This window comes from Amazonocrinis nigriterrae CENA67 (assembly GCF_016056305.1).
GTDB lineage: Bacteria > Cyanobacteriota > Cyanobacteriia > Cyanobacteriales > Nostocaceae > Amazonocrinis > Amazonocrinis nigriterrae.
In genome coordinates, this window is the sequence record NZ_JAECZC010000035.1 from 30529 (window position 1) to 50506 (window position 19978).

The 19978-nt window shown below is 41.3% G+C and carries 13 protein-coding genes; 8 read left to right on the forward strand and 5 right to left on the reverse strand.

The genetic code is table 11. The features are described from left to right. Positions 1-124: 124 nt before the first annotated feature. Positions 125-7399 carry a type I polyketide synthase gene (locus I8748_RS18210; protein WP_198125984.1) on the reverse strand — a complete coding sequence of 2425 codons (7275 nt, stop codon included), beginning with the start codon at positions 7397-7399 and terminating at the stop codon, positions 125-127. A 365-nt stretch (positions 7400-7764) separates the two neighbouring features. Beyond that, positions 7765-7995, reverse strand: coding sequence for a hypothetical protein (locus tag I8748_RS18215; RefSeq protein WP_198126004.1), 231 nt, complete (start codon positions 7993-7995; stop codon positions 7765-7767). A 1206-nt stretch (positions 7996-9201) separates the two neighbouring features. Here I8748_RS18215 and I8748_RS18220 point away from each other — a divergent pair. The 5 genes from I8748_RS18220 (at position 9202) to I8748_RS18240 (ending at position 13612) form a co-directional block, all read left to right on the forward strand. Beyond that, the gene (locus I8748_RS18220) at positions 9202-9525 is read left to right on the forward strand and encodes a hypothetical protein (protein WP_198125985.1); all 324 of its coding nucleotides are present in this window, start codon (positions 9202-9204) and stop codon (positions 9523-9525) included. A 315-nt stretch (positions 9526-9840) separates the two neighbouring features. Beyond that, positions 9841-11034 (forward strand): ABC exporter membrane fusion protein, encoded by a 1194-nt coding sequence (locus tag I8748_RS18225; protein ID WP_198125986.1) that lies wholly within the window; start codon positions 9841-9843, stop codon positions 11032-11034. Between the two features lie 168 nt (positions 11035-11202). Then, a complete protein-coding gene (gene devC / locus I8748_RS18230) occupies positions 11203-12375 on the forward strand; it encodes an ABC transporter permease DevC (RefSeq protein WP_198125987.1) in 1173 nt (390 codons plus the stop codon). Between the two features lie 28 nt (positions 12376-12403). Beyond that, positions 12404-13096 (forward strand): DevA family ABC transporter ATP-binding protein, encoded by a 693-nt coding sequence (locus I8748_RS18235; protein ID WP_198125988.1) that lies wholly within the window; start codon positions 12404-12406, stop codon positions 13094-13096. Between the two features lie 318 nt (positions 13097-13414). Next, on the forward strand, positions 13415-13612 hold the full coding sequence (locus tag I8748_RS18240; protein ID WP_198125989.1) for a hypothetical protein: 198 nt from the start codon (positions 13415-13417) through the stop codon (positions 13610-13612). A 426-nt stretch (positions 13613-14038) separates the two neighbouring features. Here the strand turns inward: I8748_RS18240 and I8748_RS18245 are convergent, their stop codons facing one another. From I8748_RS18245 to I8748_RS18255, 3 genes are all read right to left on the reverse strand, one after another. After that, complete coding sequence (locus I8748_RS18245) at positions 14039-14821, reverse strand: glucosamine-6-phosphate deaminase (RefSeq protein WP_198125990.1); 783 nt, start codon at positions 14819-14821, stop codon at positions 14039-14041. Between the two features lie 492 nt (positions 14822-15313). Continuing rightward, positions 15314-16885, reverse strand: a complete 1572-nt coding sequence (locus I8748_RS18250; protein ID WP_198125991.1) for an adenosine deaminase — start codon at positions 16883-16885, stop codon at positions 15314-15316. A 236-nt stretch (positions 16886-17121) separates the two neighbouring features. After that, the gene (locus tag I8748_RS18255; protein WP_198125992.1) at positions 17122-18225 is read right to left on the reverse strand and encodes an NAD(P)/FAD-dependent oxidoreductase; all 1104 of its coding nucleotides are present in this window, start codon (positions 18223-18225) and stop codon (positions 17122-17124) included. Between the two features lie 135 nt (positions 18226-18360). Here I8748_RS18255 and I8748_RS18260 point away from each other — a divergent pair, with 135 nt between their 5' ends. From I8748_RS18260 to msrA, 3 genes are read left to right on the forward strand one after another with little or no spacing between them, the layout of a single operon-like run. Next, positions 18361-18945 (forward strand): endonuclease dU, encoded by a 585-nt coding sequence (locus I8748_RS18260; protein WP_198125993.1) that lies wholly within the window; start codon positions 18361-18363, stop codon positions 18943-18945. Between the two features lie 45 nt (positions 18946-18990). Beyond that, positions 18991-19173 (forward strand): hypothetical protein, encoded by a 183-nt coding sequence (locus I8748_RS34655; protein ID WP_214662644.1) that lies wholly within the window; start codon positions 18991-18993, stop codon positions 19171-19173. A 40-nt stretch (positions 19174-19213) separates the two neighbouring features. After that, entirely contained in the window at positions 19214-19882 is a 669-nt protein-coding gene (gene msrA, locus I8748_RS18270; protein WP_198125995.1) for a peptide-methionine (S)-S-oxide reductase MsrA, read from the forward strand. Positions 19883-19978 lie beyond the last annotated feature (96 nt).

The window sequence follows — 19978 nt, forward strand, 5'->3', positions numbered from 1 at the left end:
CCTAACACGGTTTTATTTTTTAGCACGCAGAGGCGCAGAGGCGCAGAGGTGGAGAAGGAAGTGAGGAAATAAGGAATTTTGTAAGGTCTATTGAATTAATGTACTACCTATTCCCTATTACCTATTACTTATTCCCTTTTAATTTTGTTGGTAAGGTTGTGCCCTTAGCTCCAATCATTCGGGAATATATTTGTCCTTGCCAGTCGTGGGCTATGACATCAGCAACTACAGCTGTATCAGTCTTTGATTTGATTTCGCAGGAGATGTAAAAGGTTTCACCAAATGGAATTGCTGCAAACTGTTCATACTGTTTGATTTCCGAAGGTAAACAACCTTCTTGGTGAAAATGTTGTGTCCAAATCCACAGGGAATGTACATGAACGTCAGCAATATAAGGATTGAATGTTTGTACAGGAAATTGCCCTTGCTTACTTTCTGGAATATTTGGCAATTTACATTCAATAGTTATCTTTTCAGGATTGATATTGAAGACTGTTTTTACACCTTGAAAAGTAGTGCCGTGAAATAAGCTGGAATCCCCGTTTTGATAAAAGGTGTTGCTGTATTTGGGGTTTGTTTGCTCTTGGTTAAAAAACTCATAATTCGGAGCTATTGGAATTTGCTGCTTCAGATTGAGTTGGGCGCTGAAATGATAACGAATTTTTCCATAATTATTACTCCATATCTTAGCATCAATTTCGATTTCTTTGGAAGAATTTTTAGCAATTTCTGACAAATCTAAAATGTATTCATCTGCCAAATTGTTGTCGAAGACAATTCCTTTCAAAATTTTATAGTTTTGGCAGCTAAAGAATTTGTAACCTGGATAGATTTGTTCGCAGGCATTAGCAAGCCATGCCATTGCACAAGTAGCTGGTAAAACAGGATTACCTAAAATTACATGGTCTTGTAAAAATGGATTGGCTGCTAATTTTAATCGGCGCTGGATACGAAAGGTGTTCAAATTAGGGTTCCATGTTTCAGGTCTGTATGTCAAGGGGCTACCAATGACTACTTGCACAGTTTCTTGATTTATAGCAGCCAGTTCTTCAACTAATATTTGCGTCCCTAGCTCAACGGGAATTGTTTCGATGTTGCGCTCAGCAAAAGCTCGCTTTAATTGAGGATTTACCATCCCACTTTCCCAAGGCCCCCAATTAATCGCTACTACATGACAATTGGGATAATTAAGCTTGATTTTATGGGCAGATTTGTTGAGAATTTCATTAGCGATCGCATAATCTGTCTGTCCCACATTTCCATAAAAACCAACCACTGAGGAAAACAGCACTAAATAATTTAGTTGGCTAGCTGGTACACACCGCAACAAATTTTCTAGACCTTTGACTTTGGCACCGTAAACTGTTTCAAAATCTTGTGTTGTTTTTTTCTCAATTCGCTTATCGGCCAGATTCCCCGCGCCGTGAATAATTCCAGTCACAGCACCGAAACGTTCAATGATGGGAGTCAGTTGTTCTCTCAGGGCAATCTCATCAGTGATATCTACGCTGAGATATTCTGCTTGTCCACCCGCCTGTTCAATAGCTTTGAGGGTTGCGGCGATTTCTCGACTCGATGCGATCGCCTGGAATTTTTTCTGCACCATTGCAGGTGTCGGTTTATCTCCTCTGGCTAAGAAATCCTCCATAATCTGCTTTTTCAATTCGGCCTCATTTTGGAACTTCTCAGCCCATACATCAGGCCCAGCAGCAGAACGACCCAGCAAAATAAACTTGCATTGATAATGCTGTGCTAATTTGATCACGCACTCAGCAGTTATCCCTTTGGCACCACCACTGACAAGAAAGACTTGGGAATTGGGAATTGGGAATTGGGAATTGGGAATTGGGAATGGGGAATTGGGAATGGGGAACTCGGGGCCCCCACGACCGAAGGGAGGAGCCACTGCGCTATCGCGCTCTGCCGACTTGAAGCATGTGGCGTTGGGGATTAGGGGCAATTGGGAATTGGACTCAGATAAAAGACTTGCTCCCCATCTCCCCTGCTCCTCTGCTCCCTTTCTCCCCTGCTCACACACTAAGGTTACTCTCTGTTGGGAGTTATATCCCACTTCAACTACCAACTGATTGGGGTCGTGAAGTTCTGCGAGGATATAGTTGACTGCGGCTGTTGGAGCTAAATCAGGACTTAAATCGATCGCTCGACAAAATACAGTTTCCCATTCCTGGTTCAAGGTTTTGGTGAGTCCGAATAGTCCAGCACTAATCACACCGAAGTTGGTTTTATATCCCAGTCCCAACTCACCATCGAGACGAGCAACAGTCACAAAACAACTACGTCCATGAAATGCTGCTTGATTCAGCGGTTCTTTGAGATGTTTGGCGATTAAAAAGACGTGGCGGAGGATGGCTTTTTCTGCTTCTAGATAGCGGATTTCTTGGCTGTTTTGTTGGGAAATAACGGGATTGAGGTGAATGAAGGCGGCTATAGAACCGTAGTCAGTAGCGATCGCGCTTAACTGTTGTTGCAAATGCTCCTCACTCAAATCTCTGAGTACAACGCGATGGATTCCTTCAGATAAGGGTGATTTTTCTGCTACTAAGTTGGAAGGAAAACTCAAGACAACGGTTTTCCAGCCACGTTTGTAAAGTGCATCAGCTAGTTGCGATGTGGTGAGGGAACCATCATCGGTTACTAAAGCAATATGTCCCTCTGGTAGTGTGAAATCCAAAAAATCGGGTTCTGGTAAAAATTTGAGTCTGACAGGACTACGGAAAATATTGTGATTGACTTCTAGTTGCTTTTCGTCTAAAGATACAATTTCATCTGTATCTTCCAGATCCCCAGTCCCTAGTCGCCAATCCCCAGTCCCTAGTTCAATAGCTTTAGCTTGCTGTTGCATATATGTTGCTATTTCACCAAGGGTTCGCAGTTGCCCAAGTTCTTCTGGATTCGGTTGGGGTAAATCGGGGTATAGTTCTAACAGCGCTCCCAAGATTTCCACACGTTTGATGGAATCAATTCCCAAATCCGCTTCGATATCCATTGACAACTCTAACATCTCTACTGGGTAGCCTGTTTTATCACTAACGACGGCTAACAAAGTTTGGCTGAGAGTATCTTTATCAAGGGTTATTGATGTTAGAGGCGCTGGTTTAATTGCGATTTCAGGCTCTTGATTTACTTCTTCATTGTGATATTCAGTTTCGGGAGATGAGGGGGATGGGGAGATGAGGAGGTGGGGCGATAGATGTGTTACAAGTTCTCCCCCGCTCCCCTGCTCCCCTGCTTCCCCTGCTTCCCCTGCTTCCCCTGCTCCCCCTGCTTCAATTGGTGTTGTTGAGATTTCTGGTACAAGAGTTCCCATGTACTCAACAATTTGGCTGAGGGTTCGTAGTTGACCTAGTTCTTCTGGATTCGGCTGAGGCAAATTGGGGTATAGCTCTAGCAGTCCTCCTAAGATTTCTACCCGTTTGATGGAATCAATCCCTAAATCTGCCTCGATATCCATTGACAAATCCAACATTTCTATTGGATAGCCAGTTTTATCGCTGACGACGGTTAGCAGAGTTTGACTTAAGATTTTTTGATCAATAACTATCGATGGTGGCGGTACTATTTTTGCAGTGGTTTCGACAATTAGGTGAGCGTCATTGTCTTGATGTGCGTCTTCGATTAATTTTGCTTTATTCTTGACGCCGTTGCTTTTGCCATTGCTGTAGCCATTACTTGAGCCATTGCTAGCGGCAAATTTGTTGAACGGTACAGTAACTGATTCAGTTGTGGAAACAATAAGATCATCTTGTTTGCTGGGTGGAGTCTCGGTGAGATTGCGATCGCTGTTGATTTCTGTTTTCACCACAGGAGATCCTATGGAGTGTTTACCAACAATCAGCGAAGCATATTGTTGCTGAAGCAAATGGAAAAAGTTTTTTGTGTACTCTTTTTGATAGTTAAGATATTGCTCGTGAATCCGCAGAGTTTCAGCTTGATGATCGTGAAACCGCACAATGCTGCGTTCTGTACTGGAGAGTGCAAGTTGTTGGAATGCCGTTTTTTGCTCAGCGAATTTACTATTTCCCCACAACATATTCTGCTGCTGCATCAATTGGAAAAAGGTTTTAGCATATTCCGTCTGATGGTTGAGGGATTGTTCATGAACATGCAAAATATCACGTTGATGACGATTGAATTCGATCAGGGTGTACTCTAAGCTATTTAAAACTTCTGAAGAACTGACTTGTGATTGGGAAGTTAATTGAGGAAAGTTGAGATCAAGCTCGTCTAATGCTTCGTCATCCCAAGACTTCACTTCATCGTTGGCTACTTGCTTGTTTCCAGAAACCAAGGAATTGGGAAGCCAATTGTGAGCGGGAGTTTCTTCTATGGAATTAGTTAGCTTTTCTGCTGTATTATTATTTGTCATTTGTACTTGATGCCCACTTTGCAGCGCTTTTTCAAAGGCTTGTTGCGTTTTTTCTGATACGTAGTTAGTGCTATTTATCCGCACATTCAAGAGCTTGTTTGTGGAGCTTTCTGGCAGTTTTTGCTCTAGTTGGTAGGGGTCTAAATTTTGTAAAGACAAGCCAGCAACGCGTAATTGTACAACGGCTTCTCGCAGAGTGCGATCGCTATCTTTGGTTTGGCTAGCATTTAAAGCTACAGCTACGTAAGATTTATCTCGGAGGATGTCTTTGACTAAGTTGGTCAGAATGCTCCGCGGCCCAAATTCGATAAAGCAATAACCGCCTTCAGCATAAATGTTTTCAATTTCCTGCTTAAACAGTACCTGATTTATCAGATGTTCTTTGAGAATTTTTTGAATCGCTTTCGGCTCGTTGGGATAGGGTTTTCCTGTTAAGTTAGTGAAAACAGGGATTTGTGGCTCTTTGAAAGTAACTGTCTCAATTGCTTTGGCAAAAGGTTTTTGTGCATGACCTACTAGAGGTGTATGAAAAGCTGCTGAAACTCCCAATAAGATGTTAGAAAACTTTTCAGCTTTGAGAGCCTCTTGCACTTTGGCAATTTCAGCTTTTGCTCCTGCCAATACCACCTGATAATTGGAATTTAAGTTAGCAATGGTGACTTGAGGAAAACTCTTAATGATTTCTGAAACTTGATGAATATCTCCTCGCACCGCTAGCATCGCCCCAGGATCAAACTGGGGATCTTTGGGTGCAGCCATAGCTTGTCCCCTAGCTTTCACCAAGAACAAGTAATCTTCGTCACTCAAAACACCCGCAGCCCACAAAGCAGTTAGTTCTCCAAAGCTATGTCCTGCGGCAAAATCTGGCTTTAACCCAGCTTGTTGCAATATCTTGAAAAGACCTGCACTCAATACTCCAATTGCTGGCTGGGCATATTCTGTTAATTGCAAAGCTTCTAGTTGAGCAGCCTTTTGATTTGGATCGAACACAGGGTTGGGAAAGACAACATTTGATAAAGGCTGTAAATTATCTTGGAGCAAAAGCTTGTCCATCTGGGCATAGATTTGTCGCAAGTCAGGGAAGTTAATCACCAATTCCTGACCCATCTCTAAGTATTGTGAACCTTGCCCAGAAAACAGCGCCACTACCTTTTTGTCTGTTCCCATACCAGTTTGGCGGTAGTAAATGCCTTGGGGATGCTCCCAGGATTCTGCTTGCGGCTGATTTTTGAGTAACTCAATTGTGATTTGCAACAATTCACAAGCTTGGCTCTTAGAATCGGCAACAAACCCGACTCTGGCATGTGTCACGGGAATTTCTAGAGATTGACAGGCTGCAATCAGTTCTGCATAGTGCCGTTCTGCTGCATCAGATTTGAATTGAAGTTGAATTTCTTGACAGCGTGACAGCAATTGTTCAGGTGTTGATGCAAATAGAAGTACTGACTGAGAACTTTTGTGTAAACGATAAGGGCGGTTGTGTTCGCTTTCGTATTCTTCCAAGACAATGTGAAAATTAGTGCCGCCAAAGCCAAAAGAACTTACTCCTGCACGTCTTGGCTGAGCATCGGTGGTAATCCAAGGTCTTGTTTGGGTATTTAAATAAAATGGGGAGTTATCGATGTTTAGTTTCGGATGGGGTTTGGTGATGTTAATCGTAGCTGGCAATACTTTGTGGTGTAGAGCCAAAGCTGCCTTGATGATACTCGCCACACCAGCCGCAGCTTTTGTATGTCCAATTTGGGATTTAACAGTTCCTAGGGCAATATATTGTTTCTTTTGATTGTTTTCGCCAAAAACCTCTTTTATAGATGTAAATTCGGCGGGATCTCCGACCATAGTGCCTGTGCCATGTGCTTCAATCAAACCTACACTCTCAGGTGGTAATCCTGCATCTTCGTAGGCACGTTGCAAAGCTTTGATTTGACCTTCAGGACGTGGCGCATAGATGCTTTTATAGCGTCCATCGCTAGAAGTACCGATGCCTTTGATCACGGCATAGATTCGGTCGTTGTCTCGCTTGGCATCTTCCAGGCGCTTCAGCACCAACATCCCCACTCCTTCACCTAACATCATCCCATCTGAGTCTGCATCAAAAGGTTTGACATTTTCGCCAGGGGAAACAGCAGGGGTTTTGCTGAAACACATGTATGCAGAAATTGAGTTATCAGTGTCAACACCACCGGTCAGCATCATATCGGCTCGATGCTCAACTAACTCACTAATTGCCATTTTTAAGGCACTCAAGGAACTGGCACAAGCGGCATCTACTACACAGTTAAGCCCTCCTAAATCTAAGCGGTTGGCAATTCGCCCAGCAATGACGTTAGCTAGCATTCCGGGGAAGGCGTTTTCATTCCACTGCACATATGCACTTTTGATTTTCTCAACTATTTTTTGCGTATCTTCATCGGATAAGCCACTACTTTTAAGGACTTTTTCCCAAATTGGATACTGCAATCTAGAAGCAAGGGGTACAGCTAATTGTCTGCCGATCGCCACACCTAAGACTACACCAGTGCGATCGCGATTAAACTGCCGCAATTCACTGTAACCTGCATCTTCTATGGCGGCTTTGGCAATAACCAAACCGAGTAACTGCGAAATGTCTGTAACTTCTAAAGTGTTGGGTGGCAATCCAAATTCCATCGGATTGAAATCAATGTCTGGAATGAATCCACCTCGTTTACAGTAGGTTTTATCTGGTGTTTTGGGGTTAGGGTCGTAGTAGTCTTCAATACTCCAGCGTGAAGGAGGAACATCAGTTATACAATCAGCTTTGTGAATAATATTTTCCCAATATTCTTGTAAATTTTTTGATTTTGGGAATATAGATGCCATACCAATGATGGCTATAGGATTTTGTTGCAGTTGTCTATTTATGGTGTTAGTTCGTGGTGCATTTTCAACCATAGTTTTTTTCACCTGTATGAGCTTAAGCAGAGTCTTTTCACAATTGCTTACTTCGTCTTCCAACTGTGCTAAGACAGCTTCAATCCTAGAAGCAGCCATGACTTCATCTTCACTCTTGTGCTTGTAAATCGTAGATGTGTTGAGAAATGTAGTTCCTCTACAAATCAAGAAAGTTGAGATTATCCTTGAGGGAAAATACTTCTTTTGCGAAATATAATTATCCATAGCTTCAAGGCTACATCATAAGTGGGGGAGTAGCTCAAGCTTGGGATAGTTCAATGCAGTAAACTTATCCTGGTGCATGTCATCCTATCAAATTGCCACTTGCGCTTATAGTAGACTGGTTGTTACTGCATTGCAACTGATATGCAACTTAAATGCAACTGAATAAAGGATAATGACTGTAGACGCCCTTTGTGTGGCTGATTGCAGTCTCGGTTGCAGACTAAAACCTTAGTGTCAGTTCATATTTCATCCTTGATATGCTGCTGAGCAGCAGCTAATAGCTTTTGCTCAAATTCACTAATACTTATTCCCAATTCGCAAGCAGTTTTATGTTTCCACTCTTCTAGCTCCAAATCATGATAATTGAGCCATTCACGCACTGCAAGACGGGCCATCTCAGCTTTGCGAAGAGTCTGGCGTGCCGCATGAAAAATCAGCCGCTGGTTATCAAAGCTTGGCAATGAGAGCATGAGTCGCTGTAGTTTCATTTTTTCTTATGTTTTAAAGGGCGATCGCTATCACTTACATAGCTATAAAATTCTTATTTACTAATATCTCATATAGCAAAAAAATCTGAAAAAAGTTGCATGATAATTGCATCTAATATTTTATATAAATTACAAAAATACTTATCATGATAAATACTAATTTCTCTAAGTAAGCAATCCTGTACTGGGCATAGTTTTCAGTAAAGCTCGTTGATATAAATGCTTAAATACAAGCATAATATATATTTGGAAAAATCAAAGATATAAAATTTATTACATACATAATTTAGACAATCAGCAAGAAGCTTTTCAGTTGAAAGAAGCTGAAATTTATTAAATTTTGTATCCTTGATTATCTATAATCATCCCTCGATAGCATTTGTAACTCCGGCATTTTTAAAAATGCTATGTATCACTCTTGGCCAAATATTTTTATAAGTAGGTTTTTGGGTATATTCAACCAGCTTGAGATACAACTACGTAAAATTAAGTATCAATTATTATTTTTTTGACTCTATTAACTGTTTTTTACATCTATCCAAAAGTAGATATTTTCAATCTCAATCTACACATCTATCAATTAGTTGATTTCTTAAAGAATTTTATTTTCACAGAATAAATTATTTGACAATGTAAATTTAACCACTAGTAACTATGTCTAAAGAATCAAATAAACGGATATCAATCTATGAGATATAATGCTTTTACCCAACCAAATCATTACTTATGGGATGATGAATAACGCCAGGAATAGAACAAAGTGTAAAATTAGTAAACTGTTTAAAACATCTTTCACGATTTATCTTGCGTCTACAGCTAATTGTTTATCCTCCAAATTGTTGCATATGACTTGCAATTGAGTATAAATCAGTTTATTGTGTGTGGAAAATCAAATTCTATACTGTTCGATAAGTCCAGAGGAGAGATATAGAAGTGAGGAAAATACAAATTTAAATTTAGAGCTTGTCACACAATAATTTTGACACTCCTTGAGTTAGTAATACTCTCTGAGTAAGCTTTCTAAATATCAGCTTGTAAAAGTTATTGCTTGACAGCTTATTAGCTGATTACCTCAAGACCTCTGCTCTGAAACATACAGTATGACAATTGAACTAAATGCGATGAAACCGTGCTGCATAAAGCGTTCTGCATAATTTAAATGACACAAAACTATAAGGGCTTGCTGGCATGAGACTATCTGAGCTAGATCCACTCATACCGCTAACGGAATTACGAGAAGAACTTCTTAAATTGCCAAAAGGCTACTCGTTTTACGAAGAAGAACTAGTAGATTTCTTATCCCGACGAAGATGGCCTGAGAGCAATCGCCGCATTGACCGAACAACTTTCTGGCGATGGAGAAATGACAATGGAATTGAACATCATAAAGTATTCAGTCGATTAGATATCTTGAAACTTTGCCAAATTTGTGACCACTACCGAGTAGATGGGACTCGTAGTGAATACTTAGCGATCATTAAAAAGAAAAAAGAGGTAGTGCTAAACAAATAGGGAATAGGGAGGAGCCACTGCGGTCTTGGGGTCTCACGCCACATGTTTCAACGGGGGGAACCCCCGCAACGCAGTGGCTCCCCAAGTGGAGCAAGTGGCGTTAGGGAGTGGGGAATAAGGAAGAGAAATTTTCATCTTTGATGATGGTATCTTCCTATGATTAGCTGTCTTGAAAATAGGGAGTGGTGAGTTAGAAGCTAGGAGTAAATAGTTCTTCTCCCTATCTCTTCACCCCCTCATCTTCCCACCTCCCCACCCCCTCATTTTTCCACCCCACTCAGCGATTCAAGAGATATCGCTAAGGAAAACATGATTATGGTACACAAACAAAGGCAGCCAATCACAAAACCTTTAGGTTGGTGGTCGATAATTTCATTAACAGCTATAGCTGTAGTTACTGGTGCAGTTTCTATCTACAGTTTTTCACGATTTCATTTAATCTCTAAATCGCAGACTCCAGCTACCCCAAGTAGTTCTCCTACTATGAAGGCTGTTGCTGCTCTAGGGCGTTTGGAGCCTCAAGGAGAGGTTATTCGTTTGTCGGCACCTGATTCCCAAGGGGGTGTTAGAGTTGCACAGCTTTTGGTGAAAAAAGGCGATCGCGTCCGTCAAGGACAAATAGTTGCAATTCTTGACAGTTATTATCCTCGCCTTGCAGCCTTAGAAAAAGCTCAAAAACAAGTCCTAGTTGCTCAAGCTAGCCTCAATCAGGTTAAAGCAGGAGCGAAAGCCGGAGACATCTCTGCACAGCAGGCAACAATTGCTCGTTTAGAAGCTGAGTTGCATGGAGAAATTTCTGCACAACAAGCAACCATCACTCGCTTAGAAGCAGAATTGCGTAATGCTGAAAGTGAAAATCACCGATATCAGCAGTTATACAAAGATGGTGCAATTTCAGCTTCTGATTCAGATACTAAGCGTTTGCGAGTCGAAACTGTTCGACAGCAGCTCAATGAAGCTAAAGCTTCCCTTAACAAGACTGTAGAAAGTATTAACAAACAGTTAAACGAAGCTAAAGCCAAGCTCAACAGTATTGCGGAAATTCGTCCTACTGATGTGGAAGCAGCACAAACTGATGTCGAGAGTGCAAAAGCATCAGTTAAACAGGCTCAGGCGGACTTGAATTTGAGTTCTGTACGTTCTCCCATAAATGGTCAAGTCTTAAAAATTCACACTTGGCCTGGAGAAATTATTGGCAGTACAGGAATAGCTGAATTAGGTCGCACACAGCAGATGTATGTGGTAGCAGAAGTCTATGAAACTGATATCAAAAAAGTGCGTCTAGGTCAGTCTGCCACTATTACTGGTGATGCCTTTCCAGGAAAATTACGGGGAACAGTTACAGATATTGGTTTGCAAGTAGGCAAACAAAATATCTTCAATAACAATCCAGGCGCAGACACAGACAATAAAATAGTCGAGGTAAAAATTCGTATCGATAACCTAGTCGATAATCAACAAGTTGTTGCTCTTACTGACCTACAGGTGCAGGTACTAATTGATATATGACTGGGAACTAGGGACTGGGGAATGGGGAGTAGGGAGTAGGAAAAGAGTTGTTTCTGTTTTTCATATTTACTAATTCTTAGTAAATTTGTCTTGGCAGACTACTAGCAACTAGCTAAGAGTTTTACCAGTACCTACTACTCAACATGTGCATTACATGAGGTTTATAAGATGATTCTCACTATACCTCTAGCTTGGCTACAGCTATCTCGGCAAAGAGTTCGCTTTCTTGTAGCTTTGGCTGGAATTGCTTTTGTTGCTGTTTTAATGTTTATGCAAATTGGTTTCCAAGATGCTCTCTATGCAAGTGCCACAAAACTGCATAATAATCTAGAGGGAGATTTATTTTTAATCAGCGCTCAATATAAATCTTTGACATCAAATCAAAGCTTCCCACGCTGGCGTTTATACCAAGCATTAGGTTTTGAAGGGGTAGAATCAGTTAGCCCTTTATATATGCAATTTGCTAAGCTGAAAAATCCAGCAAATGGTCTAAAATTCCCAATGTATGTAATTGGTTTTGACCCTGTTAAATCAATTTTTAAAATGCCTGAGATACAGCAAAATTTAAAATTACTACAATTTCCAGATATAGTTTTCTTTGACCGTGCTTCGAGAGCAGAGTTTGGCCCAATAAGTCAATATATTGAGCAAGGTAAACCTGTCCAAATTGAAATATTTAGGTATACTGCTTTAGTTGGTTATAAAGTTAAAGTTGGTGGACTATTTAGTATAGGCCCTTCTTTTGGAGTCGATGGAAATTTAATTGTCAATACTTCTACTTTCTGGCGGATATTTATAGATAGATCAGCACAAAGCATAGATATAGGCTTAATTAAACTTAAACCTGATGCCGACCCGCAAAAAGTTTTGGCTAATCTGTCAGCTAAGTTACCTGAAGATGTGAAAGTCGTTACTCGCCAGCAATTTATGACATTGGAAAAAAACTATTGGACTCTCAGAACACCTATTGGTTTCGTGTTTAATTTAATGGTATTCATGGGGTTTGTGGTTGGTGTAATTGTTGTCTACCAAATTCTTTACAGCAATATTGCTACTCACTTAGCTGAATATGCAACACTCAAAGCAATGGGATTTAAAAATAAATACTTATTAAGTGTAGTTTTCCAGCAGGCATTAATCTTAGCAACCCTAGGTTACATTCCGGGTTTTGCAATAACTCTAGGTTTGTATGATATAGCAAAAAATGCTACAAATTTACCAATTGCTATGGACATTCAAAAGGCTATTGTTGTATTAACTTCAGCAGTTGCAATGTGCTTAGTTTCGGGATTTTTATCTACAAATAAACTGCGTAAGGTAGATCCAGCAGATATTTTCTAATTTTACAGATATATCGTTGAAATAAAATATGATGCCAACAAATTTTGTTATTCAAATAACAAACCTTAATCAATACTTTGGTAAAAGAACATTACGCAGCCAAATTCTGTTTGATATTAATCTGAGTGTCAAATTTGGAGAAATTGTGATTATGACTGGGCCTTCAGGTTCAGGAAAAACAACATTACTCACTTTGATTGGGGGGTTGCGTTCTGTCCAGGAGGGAAGTCTAAAATTTCTAGATAAGGAACTTTATGGAGCTAGTAATCAACAGTTAGTACAAGTACGCCGCCATATTGGCTATATTTTTCAAGCTCACAACTTGTTGGATTTCCTAACAGCGCGACAAAATGTTCAAATGTCACTTGAATTACACAAAAATATTTCTCATTCGGAAGCTCGTAGCCAATCAGAAGAAATACTCCACGCCGTTAAATTAGAAAATCGAGTTAATTACTATCCTTCTGATCTCTCAGGAGGTCAAAAGCAACGGGTAGCGATCGCCCGTGCTTTAGTCAGCCATCCCAAATTAGTATTAGCTGATGAACCCACTGCTGCTTTAGACAGCAAGTCAGGACGAGATGTCGTCAGCCTGATGCAAAAACTTGCAAAAGAACAGAATTGTGCCATTGTAATGGTCACTCATGATAACCGAGTTTTAGATGTTGCAGATCGAATTGTTTATATGGAAGATGGGCGACTGATTAAAGAAGTTTCATGATACTGAAGTAGAGAAGCAAAGGAGGAGGAGAGACTAACTAATTAAAAATTAACAATTAACAATGAATAATCTATTTTCTTGCCTTCTGCTTGCTAACCCCTAACTCTAACTCCTAGATTTTGGAACGAATGTATAGTTGACTGCGCCATAGCGTAAACGATAGCACTCTTCTTATATCCAAGGAAATAAACTAACAAAACTTAAGTTATTCCTTTAGTCTCAAGTAAGACATACTATAAGCATGAAGTTTTTAAGTTTAAGCCTATAGAAAATATATGAATCATCATTTGCAAATTCTCAACCGATGACAATACTATTATGTTCACCATTGGTGATTATGTCCTAAATCAACAAACTGGACATCTAGGAAAAGTAATTGGTTATGGGCATCAATTTACTAACAATGTGTCAATCGTTACTTTAAAAGTTTTAGTAGCTGAAACTGCTAATTCTCAAAAGAGAGAATTTGTGGTAGAAGATAAAATTTCAGTATGGACACGTTGGTCTGTAGCTTAAAGTTTCTATCTATTTCTGTAAAATAAATTTACAGTTTTATAATAGATTTTAACTGACAAAAAGCTTTGAAAAATACTACTATTATGATGCGAGATTTAATTATATGTTTACAAGAAGCTACTTTACAAATTATATGTAAAAATTATCTGTCTCCTACAGAACCAGCACAATGTTTCATGAATCCTCCTTGTGGGTGTGCCCATCCAGGGAAAGAATTAAAGTGTGAAGACTGTCCATATCTTGAAGCTTGCTTGTCTAGTTTCAAGACTTGAGAATAAGTTAGGGAGTAAAGGGGATGGGGAGATAGGGAGATAAGGCAAATAATTTTTCACTCCTAACTCCTAACTCCTGTAGGGGCGGATTTAGCCGACATATCTTGCTACCAATTGAGTAAATTTGCAAAACCCGCCCCTACAACTTTGCGCCTCAGCACTTCAAAGACAGTAAACTAGCAGAATTTATATCCAAAAATAATGTCGCTTGCGATTGCTTACGTAGAATAGAAGCTGGAGATTCTGTGCTAATTGATCCCTCTAACATCTCCTTCACTACTTGCGCCTTACGTTTTTCTGGTGCTAAGCAGAGGATTTTTTTAGCTGAACAAATTAAAGGAAGAGTGACAGTAAAAGCGTACTGTGGAACACTATTAAGGTTTGGGAAATGACCTGTATTCACTTGCTGTTGGCGGTTAACTGCATCTAGTTTCACTAGTTTGACACTGTAAGGGTCTTGAAAATCCGCTACTGCTGGGTCGTTAAAAGCTAAATGTCCGTTTTCGCCAACACCAAGACAACATAAATCGATAGGTTGTGCTTGTAGTAGTTTGGTGTAGCGATCGCATTCTGCCACAGGTTGCAATGCATCACCTTCTATATAGTGAAATTGCTGTGGAAATACTCGCTTTTCTACTCGTTCCCTCATATACCGCCGGAAACTAGCAGCATGGTCAGCAGTAATTCCTAAATATTCATCTAGATGAAACAAGATAATTCGTGACCAATCTACACCACCCAATGCAATCAAAGCATCAAGAAATTTGAGTTGAGAATTACCTGTTGCTAACAAAACAGCTGCTGTGTCTTGTAATTCGAGAACATCTTGTAAATACTTGCGTGCGATTTCTGCAACGTCCTGCGCCATTTCAGCTTCAGAGTTGTAAATTTGCACTTTTAGATCATCAACGCTAAAAAACTTTGTGGCGGCTATCATTATTGGGTATTGGGTACTGGGTATTGGGTACTGGGTGTTAGGAAAACTCTTACCTAGTCCCTAGTCCCCAGTCCCTATCCAGTATAGATTTCAGGATTTAGCTGATTCATCATGGTTTTTTGTCCTCTATTCAGGAAAGAACAATGACTAAGGACAAAAAAACAATGTAAACTATGTAAATAAATTTAACAAATATTTACATTTTTCCAGAAAATTATGCTGGCTGTAATTTTGTTTGATTTAGACAGCACTATTGTCAATACTGACCCTATAGAACCTATTTAGGATCTATTGATTAGCTAGCCGTTTGAGCATCAGTCTGATGACACAAAGATTGAGCTTTGCTGTGGCATGACTAAGAGTTTTTTCAAAGTTTTTGACCAAACTCTTACAAAGTTACGGTAAAAACAATGCTAAAGCACTACACCAAACTACTGGAGATATCTATTACCCATTTCCTATTCCCTGTTCCCCTTTTGTCTTGAAAGTCAATCAAAGCCAGTTCCGCAATGACTCAAACCGAGCAAATTCCGACTCTAGCTGCCATTGAATCCGCGCGCGATCGCTCTTGTTCAAAAAAGCACTGCACCCCGCAGAAACAGAGGTTCCACCAGGGGTATCGCTTGCACAAGCTCCAACCATTGCCTTAAACTCAGGCGACTTCCACAGACTATTTCCGGGAGCGAAACTATATTCCAAGCTATTGCGAGCCAGTCGCTTGAGGTCTTTATATCCCAGCCCATATCTCGTTGCCGCTAACTGATACTCATGACTCAAATCGATGCGGGAAACGCCTTCATCATCGGAAGCAAGGGTCATTGGTACTCCAGCCTTCCAATACTCCCTAAAAGGATGCTGATCTCCTTGGACATTCAAAATCACCTGATTACTGGTCAGACAGATTTCCACCAACACGCCGCGTTGCCGCATTTGCTCCATCAACTCGAAGGGACGCTCCTCAAAAAGAATATCCACACCATGTCCGATGCGAGATGCCTGTGCCACTTCTACAGCTTGCCGAATATGGAAACGTAAATCCTCGGTCGGAACCAACCCCAGGGTTAACTCTCCAGAATGGAGCGCGACCTTGACATTGGGAAATTGGCGTTTGAAAAATTGCAGCATTTGCATTTGCAGGGTGTAGTCGCGCAGTGCAATTGGGTTATCTTCCGGGGCGACGAGATTGATGCCAACCACCCGCGAATCCGATGAAGCCAGTGCAAAGGCATAAGCTAACTGAGCAAACACTTCGACCGGCGACTTTGTTCTTGTCGTTTGCTGCAAATAGCGCACCGTCACTGCACATCCGGGCTGTGCCAATGGAGTGCCGCAGCCGAGTGTTTTTGAGACTTCGCGCTCCAACTGTGCCAATTGCTGACTGCCGAGTTTTACTAGCTCGGTTAATCCTCGTTGGATCAATTGACGATGCATCTGTTGGAAATCTTTATTCCAACCCACTTCACGCCCTAGTTGTCGAACCTCACTGCCCTGAACGGTAAGCATTAACTCTAGATAGGTAATATGCTGCGAAGCTGCCCGATTTGCTACTTCCGCGACCATATCATCCCGACGGCTGGCAGAGTCTGAAATAGCCCCAAAACCAGCAAAGGCGTCAAAAAATTGATCGTGTCCGGATTTGCCGACAAATTGGAGGTTGCGAGTAGACCAACGATTAATCAGGGAATCATAAACAGATGTTCGGTTGAACAATTCTGAGGCTGGAAAATAGCTACTGTCCTGACCGCAAGCTAATGGTTCAACTAAAGCCACTGCCTTTGGATCTACACAATACCCATCGGTGGTTGCCCACTCCAGATAGTGTTCTGCGTACACAGCCCCGCTTAGATGACTGTGGATATCTCCTCCCTTCGGCATTCGCTGTACAAATGCTCGTAAAGCGGCTGGCTGATCACGATGGGCTTCAAACCAACTAGCAGCTTGAGTTTCACTCCTAGTCGAGGACTGCTGCGAAGTAGATGGGACTTGAGCTGCTACATTGAAGACGAAACAGCTAGAACTCGTTAATACTCCTAAAAGCAAAGATAAGGGCGCTCGTCTAGGCATATGGATGTATTTTTTGTCAGATGAAGATATAAAAACCTTACTACTCCAAAGAGAAAGGTTATTTAATTTTTACAGCAATTTAAGGTTAGATAGGCTCCTTAAACATAGGGATAACACCTATAAGTGAGTTGCACATCCCGGTTTTTTGTTCTATTGCTGAAGCTTTGTTGCATGGAAAAATGAGAATAATTTATTTTTTCGAGTTCCTCTGTAGGGTAAGCACTGTCCACCTAAGCTTAAGTGATATTACCAGCAGCCCAGTGGCTGATTTGTTCTGGGGTGCAACATCCGGCGATCGCAACAGCCACACCTAAACCCAACAATGGCCCAAATTTAAATCCATGTCCAGAAAAGCCAGACATCAGCCATGATTTCCCTCTGGACTCAATAATAAAATGCTCTTGGGGTGCTACTGTATAAAAACAGGTACGGGCATTTTGCAACTGGTAATGGTCGAAGTCAGCAAAGCGTTGCTGACACAATTGATAAATGATACGGGCTTCCTCCTCCATTGCAACTCTTTTGCAGTCTGGATTACCTGTTAAGGTAAAACGATGATCGCCGACCTTAATATTAGTCCCAGCCACAGGAGGCACTAAATAGAAACCGCATTCGGGATCAATATCCAGAACCATTGGTGTTTTTGCCCATTGTCCTATTTTATTGGCTGGTGAGCGCAGATAAACTATTACTTGCCGTGATGGTGTCACCCGTTGATTGAAATCTGGCAATAGTCGCTCTACCCAAGGCCCAGCTGCAATAACTAAGATATCTGCATTCACACTCAAGCCATTTTCTAAGACAATTTGGGCATTTTCCAAGTCTACTTCCCTGACCGGGGTATAAGTATGAAATTTAACTCCTTTTTTGTCTAAGTACTGTAGCATGGCAAGAATAATTTGCTCTGCCAACAAAACGCCACCACTATCAAGATAAAATGCACTCTTTACATCATCAAATCTAAATAAGGGAAAAGTCCTTTGCAGTTGTTGAGTTTCTAACCACTGTACAGATATACCCAATTTTTGTAGGTTGATTGCTGAATCACGTATCCAATTTTGCTCAGCCGAAGCTAGTACTAGAGTTCCGGTTTGGATGTAAAGTTGTTTACCGAGGTCTGACCATAGTTGTTCCCATGCCCAGTAAGCATCAGCAACCATACGCGTGTAACCCAATTCATTACCATAGGGAAAGCGAATCAAACGGTGTTGGTCTACTGAAGAACCCAGAGGATTAGGTATCTCTGTTTGCTCGTAGACACTAACTTGATGTCCATCCCGTTTAAGCGCCCAGGCTACTGACATACCCATGATACCAGCACCCACAACCGTAACCTTCATGAACACACTCTTAGAAACTTTTTACATTCTATTTGTACTAGAGTCATGAACTATAAGTTTTCTAGACAGGACTTACGCAGCGAGATTATTTATCGCAATTACTTGATGCTAATTTAGCCACCAAACAGCAGCTTAATGAAACTTGAATCTCTACTGAAACTCAATCGTACTATTCGCGTTATTGGCTTCGATGATGCCCCTTTTATTCGGGGTGCTGGTGGCAATGTATCTATAGCTGGGGTGGTGTGTGCAGGAACCAGATTTGAAGGTATGGTGTGGGGTCAAGTACAACAAGATGGTTTTGATGCGACAGAAGTCATCTGCAAGTTGTTGATTGGAAGGAAGTTTTTGCCACAACTACATATCTTACTATTAGATGGAATTGGATTTGGCGGGTTTAACCTCGTTAATCTTCCAGAATTAGCTGACCGTCTGCAATTACCCTGCGTTACCGTGATGCGCCGCCAACCTGCAAAAGTTGCTGTTGAGGAAGCGATGAGTCGTCTGCCAGACTTCCAAAAGCGACAGCAACATTTGCAGCAAGCTGGCCCGATTTATGATTATTCGCCTTTTTTTTTCCAAGTTAGTGGTGAAGAACCTACTGTAGTAGCTCGAGTGCTTCAACGTTTAACTGATTGTGGCAAAGTGCCAGAAGCTTTACGTTTGGCACATTTAATTACATCTGCTGTTCTCAGTGGAGAAAGCTCAAGCTCGGCTTAAGGCAAAAAACGTGCTTTCGGGCGATCGCGCACTACTACATAAGCAGTGGAGAATTCTACTAAACTACAAGCGATCGCTAGCCTTAATCCTAATCTTTTTTTTGAACAGCGATCGCCCGTCACCTGTGCCCCACCGACCCGCAACGGTACTTCAAGGCACTCTCCAGCTAGAAGCGGCGGCTGGGTGGCTGCTGTCTTTTCAAGATCGCTAGAATCTTTACAATATTAAATATATTAGAGATGTATACCAAACAACAGAGTTAAGATCAATGGCACTATTTGGATTCGGCAAAAAGCAGGTTATGCCTACTCCTGAAGAAGCTTTACCAGGAAGAGGCCAGTCAATGCCAGTACCCGCTCATCACTATGTCAACAAAAATCCACTAAAACCTCCTTATCCCGAAGGATTGGAGAAAGCACTGTTTGGTTTAGGCTGTTTTTGGGGTGCAGAACGCAAATTCTGGCAACTGAAAGGAGTTTACACCACTGCCGTAGGTTACGCTGCTGGCTTCACGCCCAACCCCACCTATGAAGAAGTGTGTACCGGTAGGACTGGTCACAATGAAGTGGTCTTAGTTGTGTTTGACCCCAAAATCATTAGTTATTCGGAATTACTCAAAGTCTTTTGGGAAAGCCACAACCCCACCCAAGGTATGCGCCAGGGTAATGACGTTGGCACACAGTACCGTTCAGGAATTTACGTATACTCTGAAAGTCAAAGACAGTTAGCACAAGCATCACGAGATGCTTATCAGCAAGCTCTCAGCAGCGCAAGTTATGGAAAGATTACCACAGAAATCCTAGATGCGCCTGAGTTCTACTATGCTGAAGGCTACCATCAACAGTACCTAGCCAAAAACCCCAATGGCTATTGTGGGTTAGGAGGGACAAATGTTGCTTGTCCTGTGGGTGTAGTTGAATCGTCTGTGAACGGATAGTAGGGAAGATGGGGGCTTCGGGGGCCCCTCTGGGGTTGGGGAGCAATGAGGGGGATGAGGGAGATGAGGGGGATGAGGGAGATGAGGAAGACAAAA

Coding starts and splice junctions, on each gene's coding strand:
- I8748_RS18260 (WP_198125993.1), top strand. CDS start 18,361: ATGAAACTTGAATCTCTACTGAAACTCAATCGTACTATTCGCGTTATT.
- I8748_RS18235 (WP_198125988.1), top strand. CDS start 12,404: ATGATGCCAACAAATTTTGTTATTCAAATAACAAACCTTAATCAATAC.
- I8748_RS18220 (WP_198125985.1), top strand. CDS start 9,202: ATGAGACTATCTGAGCTAGATCCACTCATACCGCTAACGGAATTACGA.
- I8748_RS18255 (WP_198125992.1), bottom strand. CDS start 18,225: ATGAAGGTTACGGTTGTGGGTGCTGGTATCATGGGTATGTCAGTAGCC.
- I8748_RS18210 (WP_198125984.1), bottom strand. CDS start 7,399: ATGGCTGCTTCTAGGATTGAAGCTGTCTTAGCACAGTTGGAAGACGAA.
- msrA (WP_198125995.1), top strand. CDS start 19,214: ATGGCACTATTTGGATTCGGCAAAAAGCAGGTTATGCCTACTCCTGAA.
- devC (WP_198125987.1), top strand. CDS start 11,203: ATGATTCTCACTATACCTCTAGCTTGGCTACAGCTATCTCGGCAAAGA.
- I8748_RS18240 (WP_198125989.1), top strand. CDS start 13,415: ATGTTCACCATTGGTGATTATGTCCTAAATCAACAAACTGGACATCTA.
- I8748_RS18225 (WP_198125986.1), top strand. CDS start 9,841: ATGGTACACAAACAAAGGCAGCCAATCACAAAACCTTTAGGTTGGTGG.
- I8748_RS18245 (WP_198125990.1), bottom strand. CDS start 14,821: ATGATAGCCGCCACAAAGTTTTTTAGCGTTGATGATCTAAAAGTGCAA.
- I8748_RS18250 (WP_198125991.1), bottom strand. CDS start 16,885: ATGCCTAGACGAGCGCCCTTATCTTTGCTTTTAGGAGTATTAACGAGT.
- I8748_RS18215 (WP_198126004.1), bottom strand. CDS start 7,995: ATGCTCTCATTGCCAAGCTTTGATAACCAGCGGCTGATTTTTCATGCG.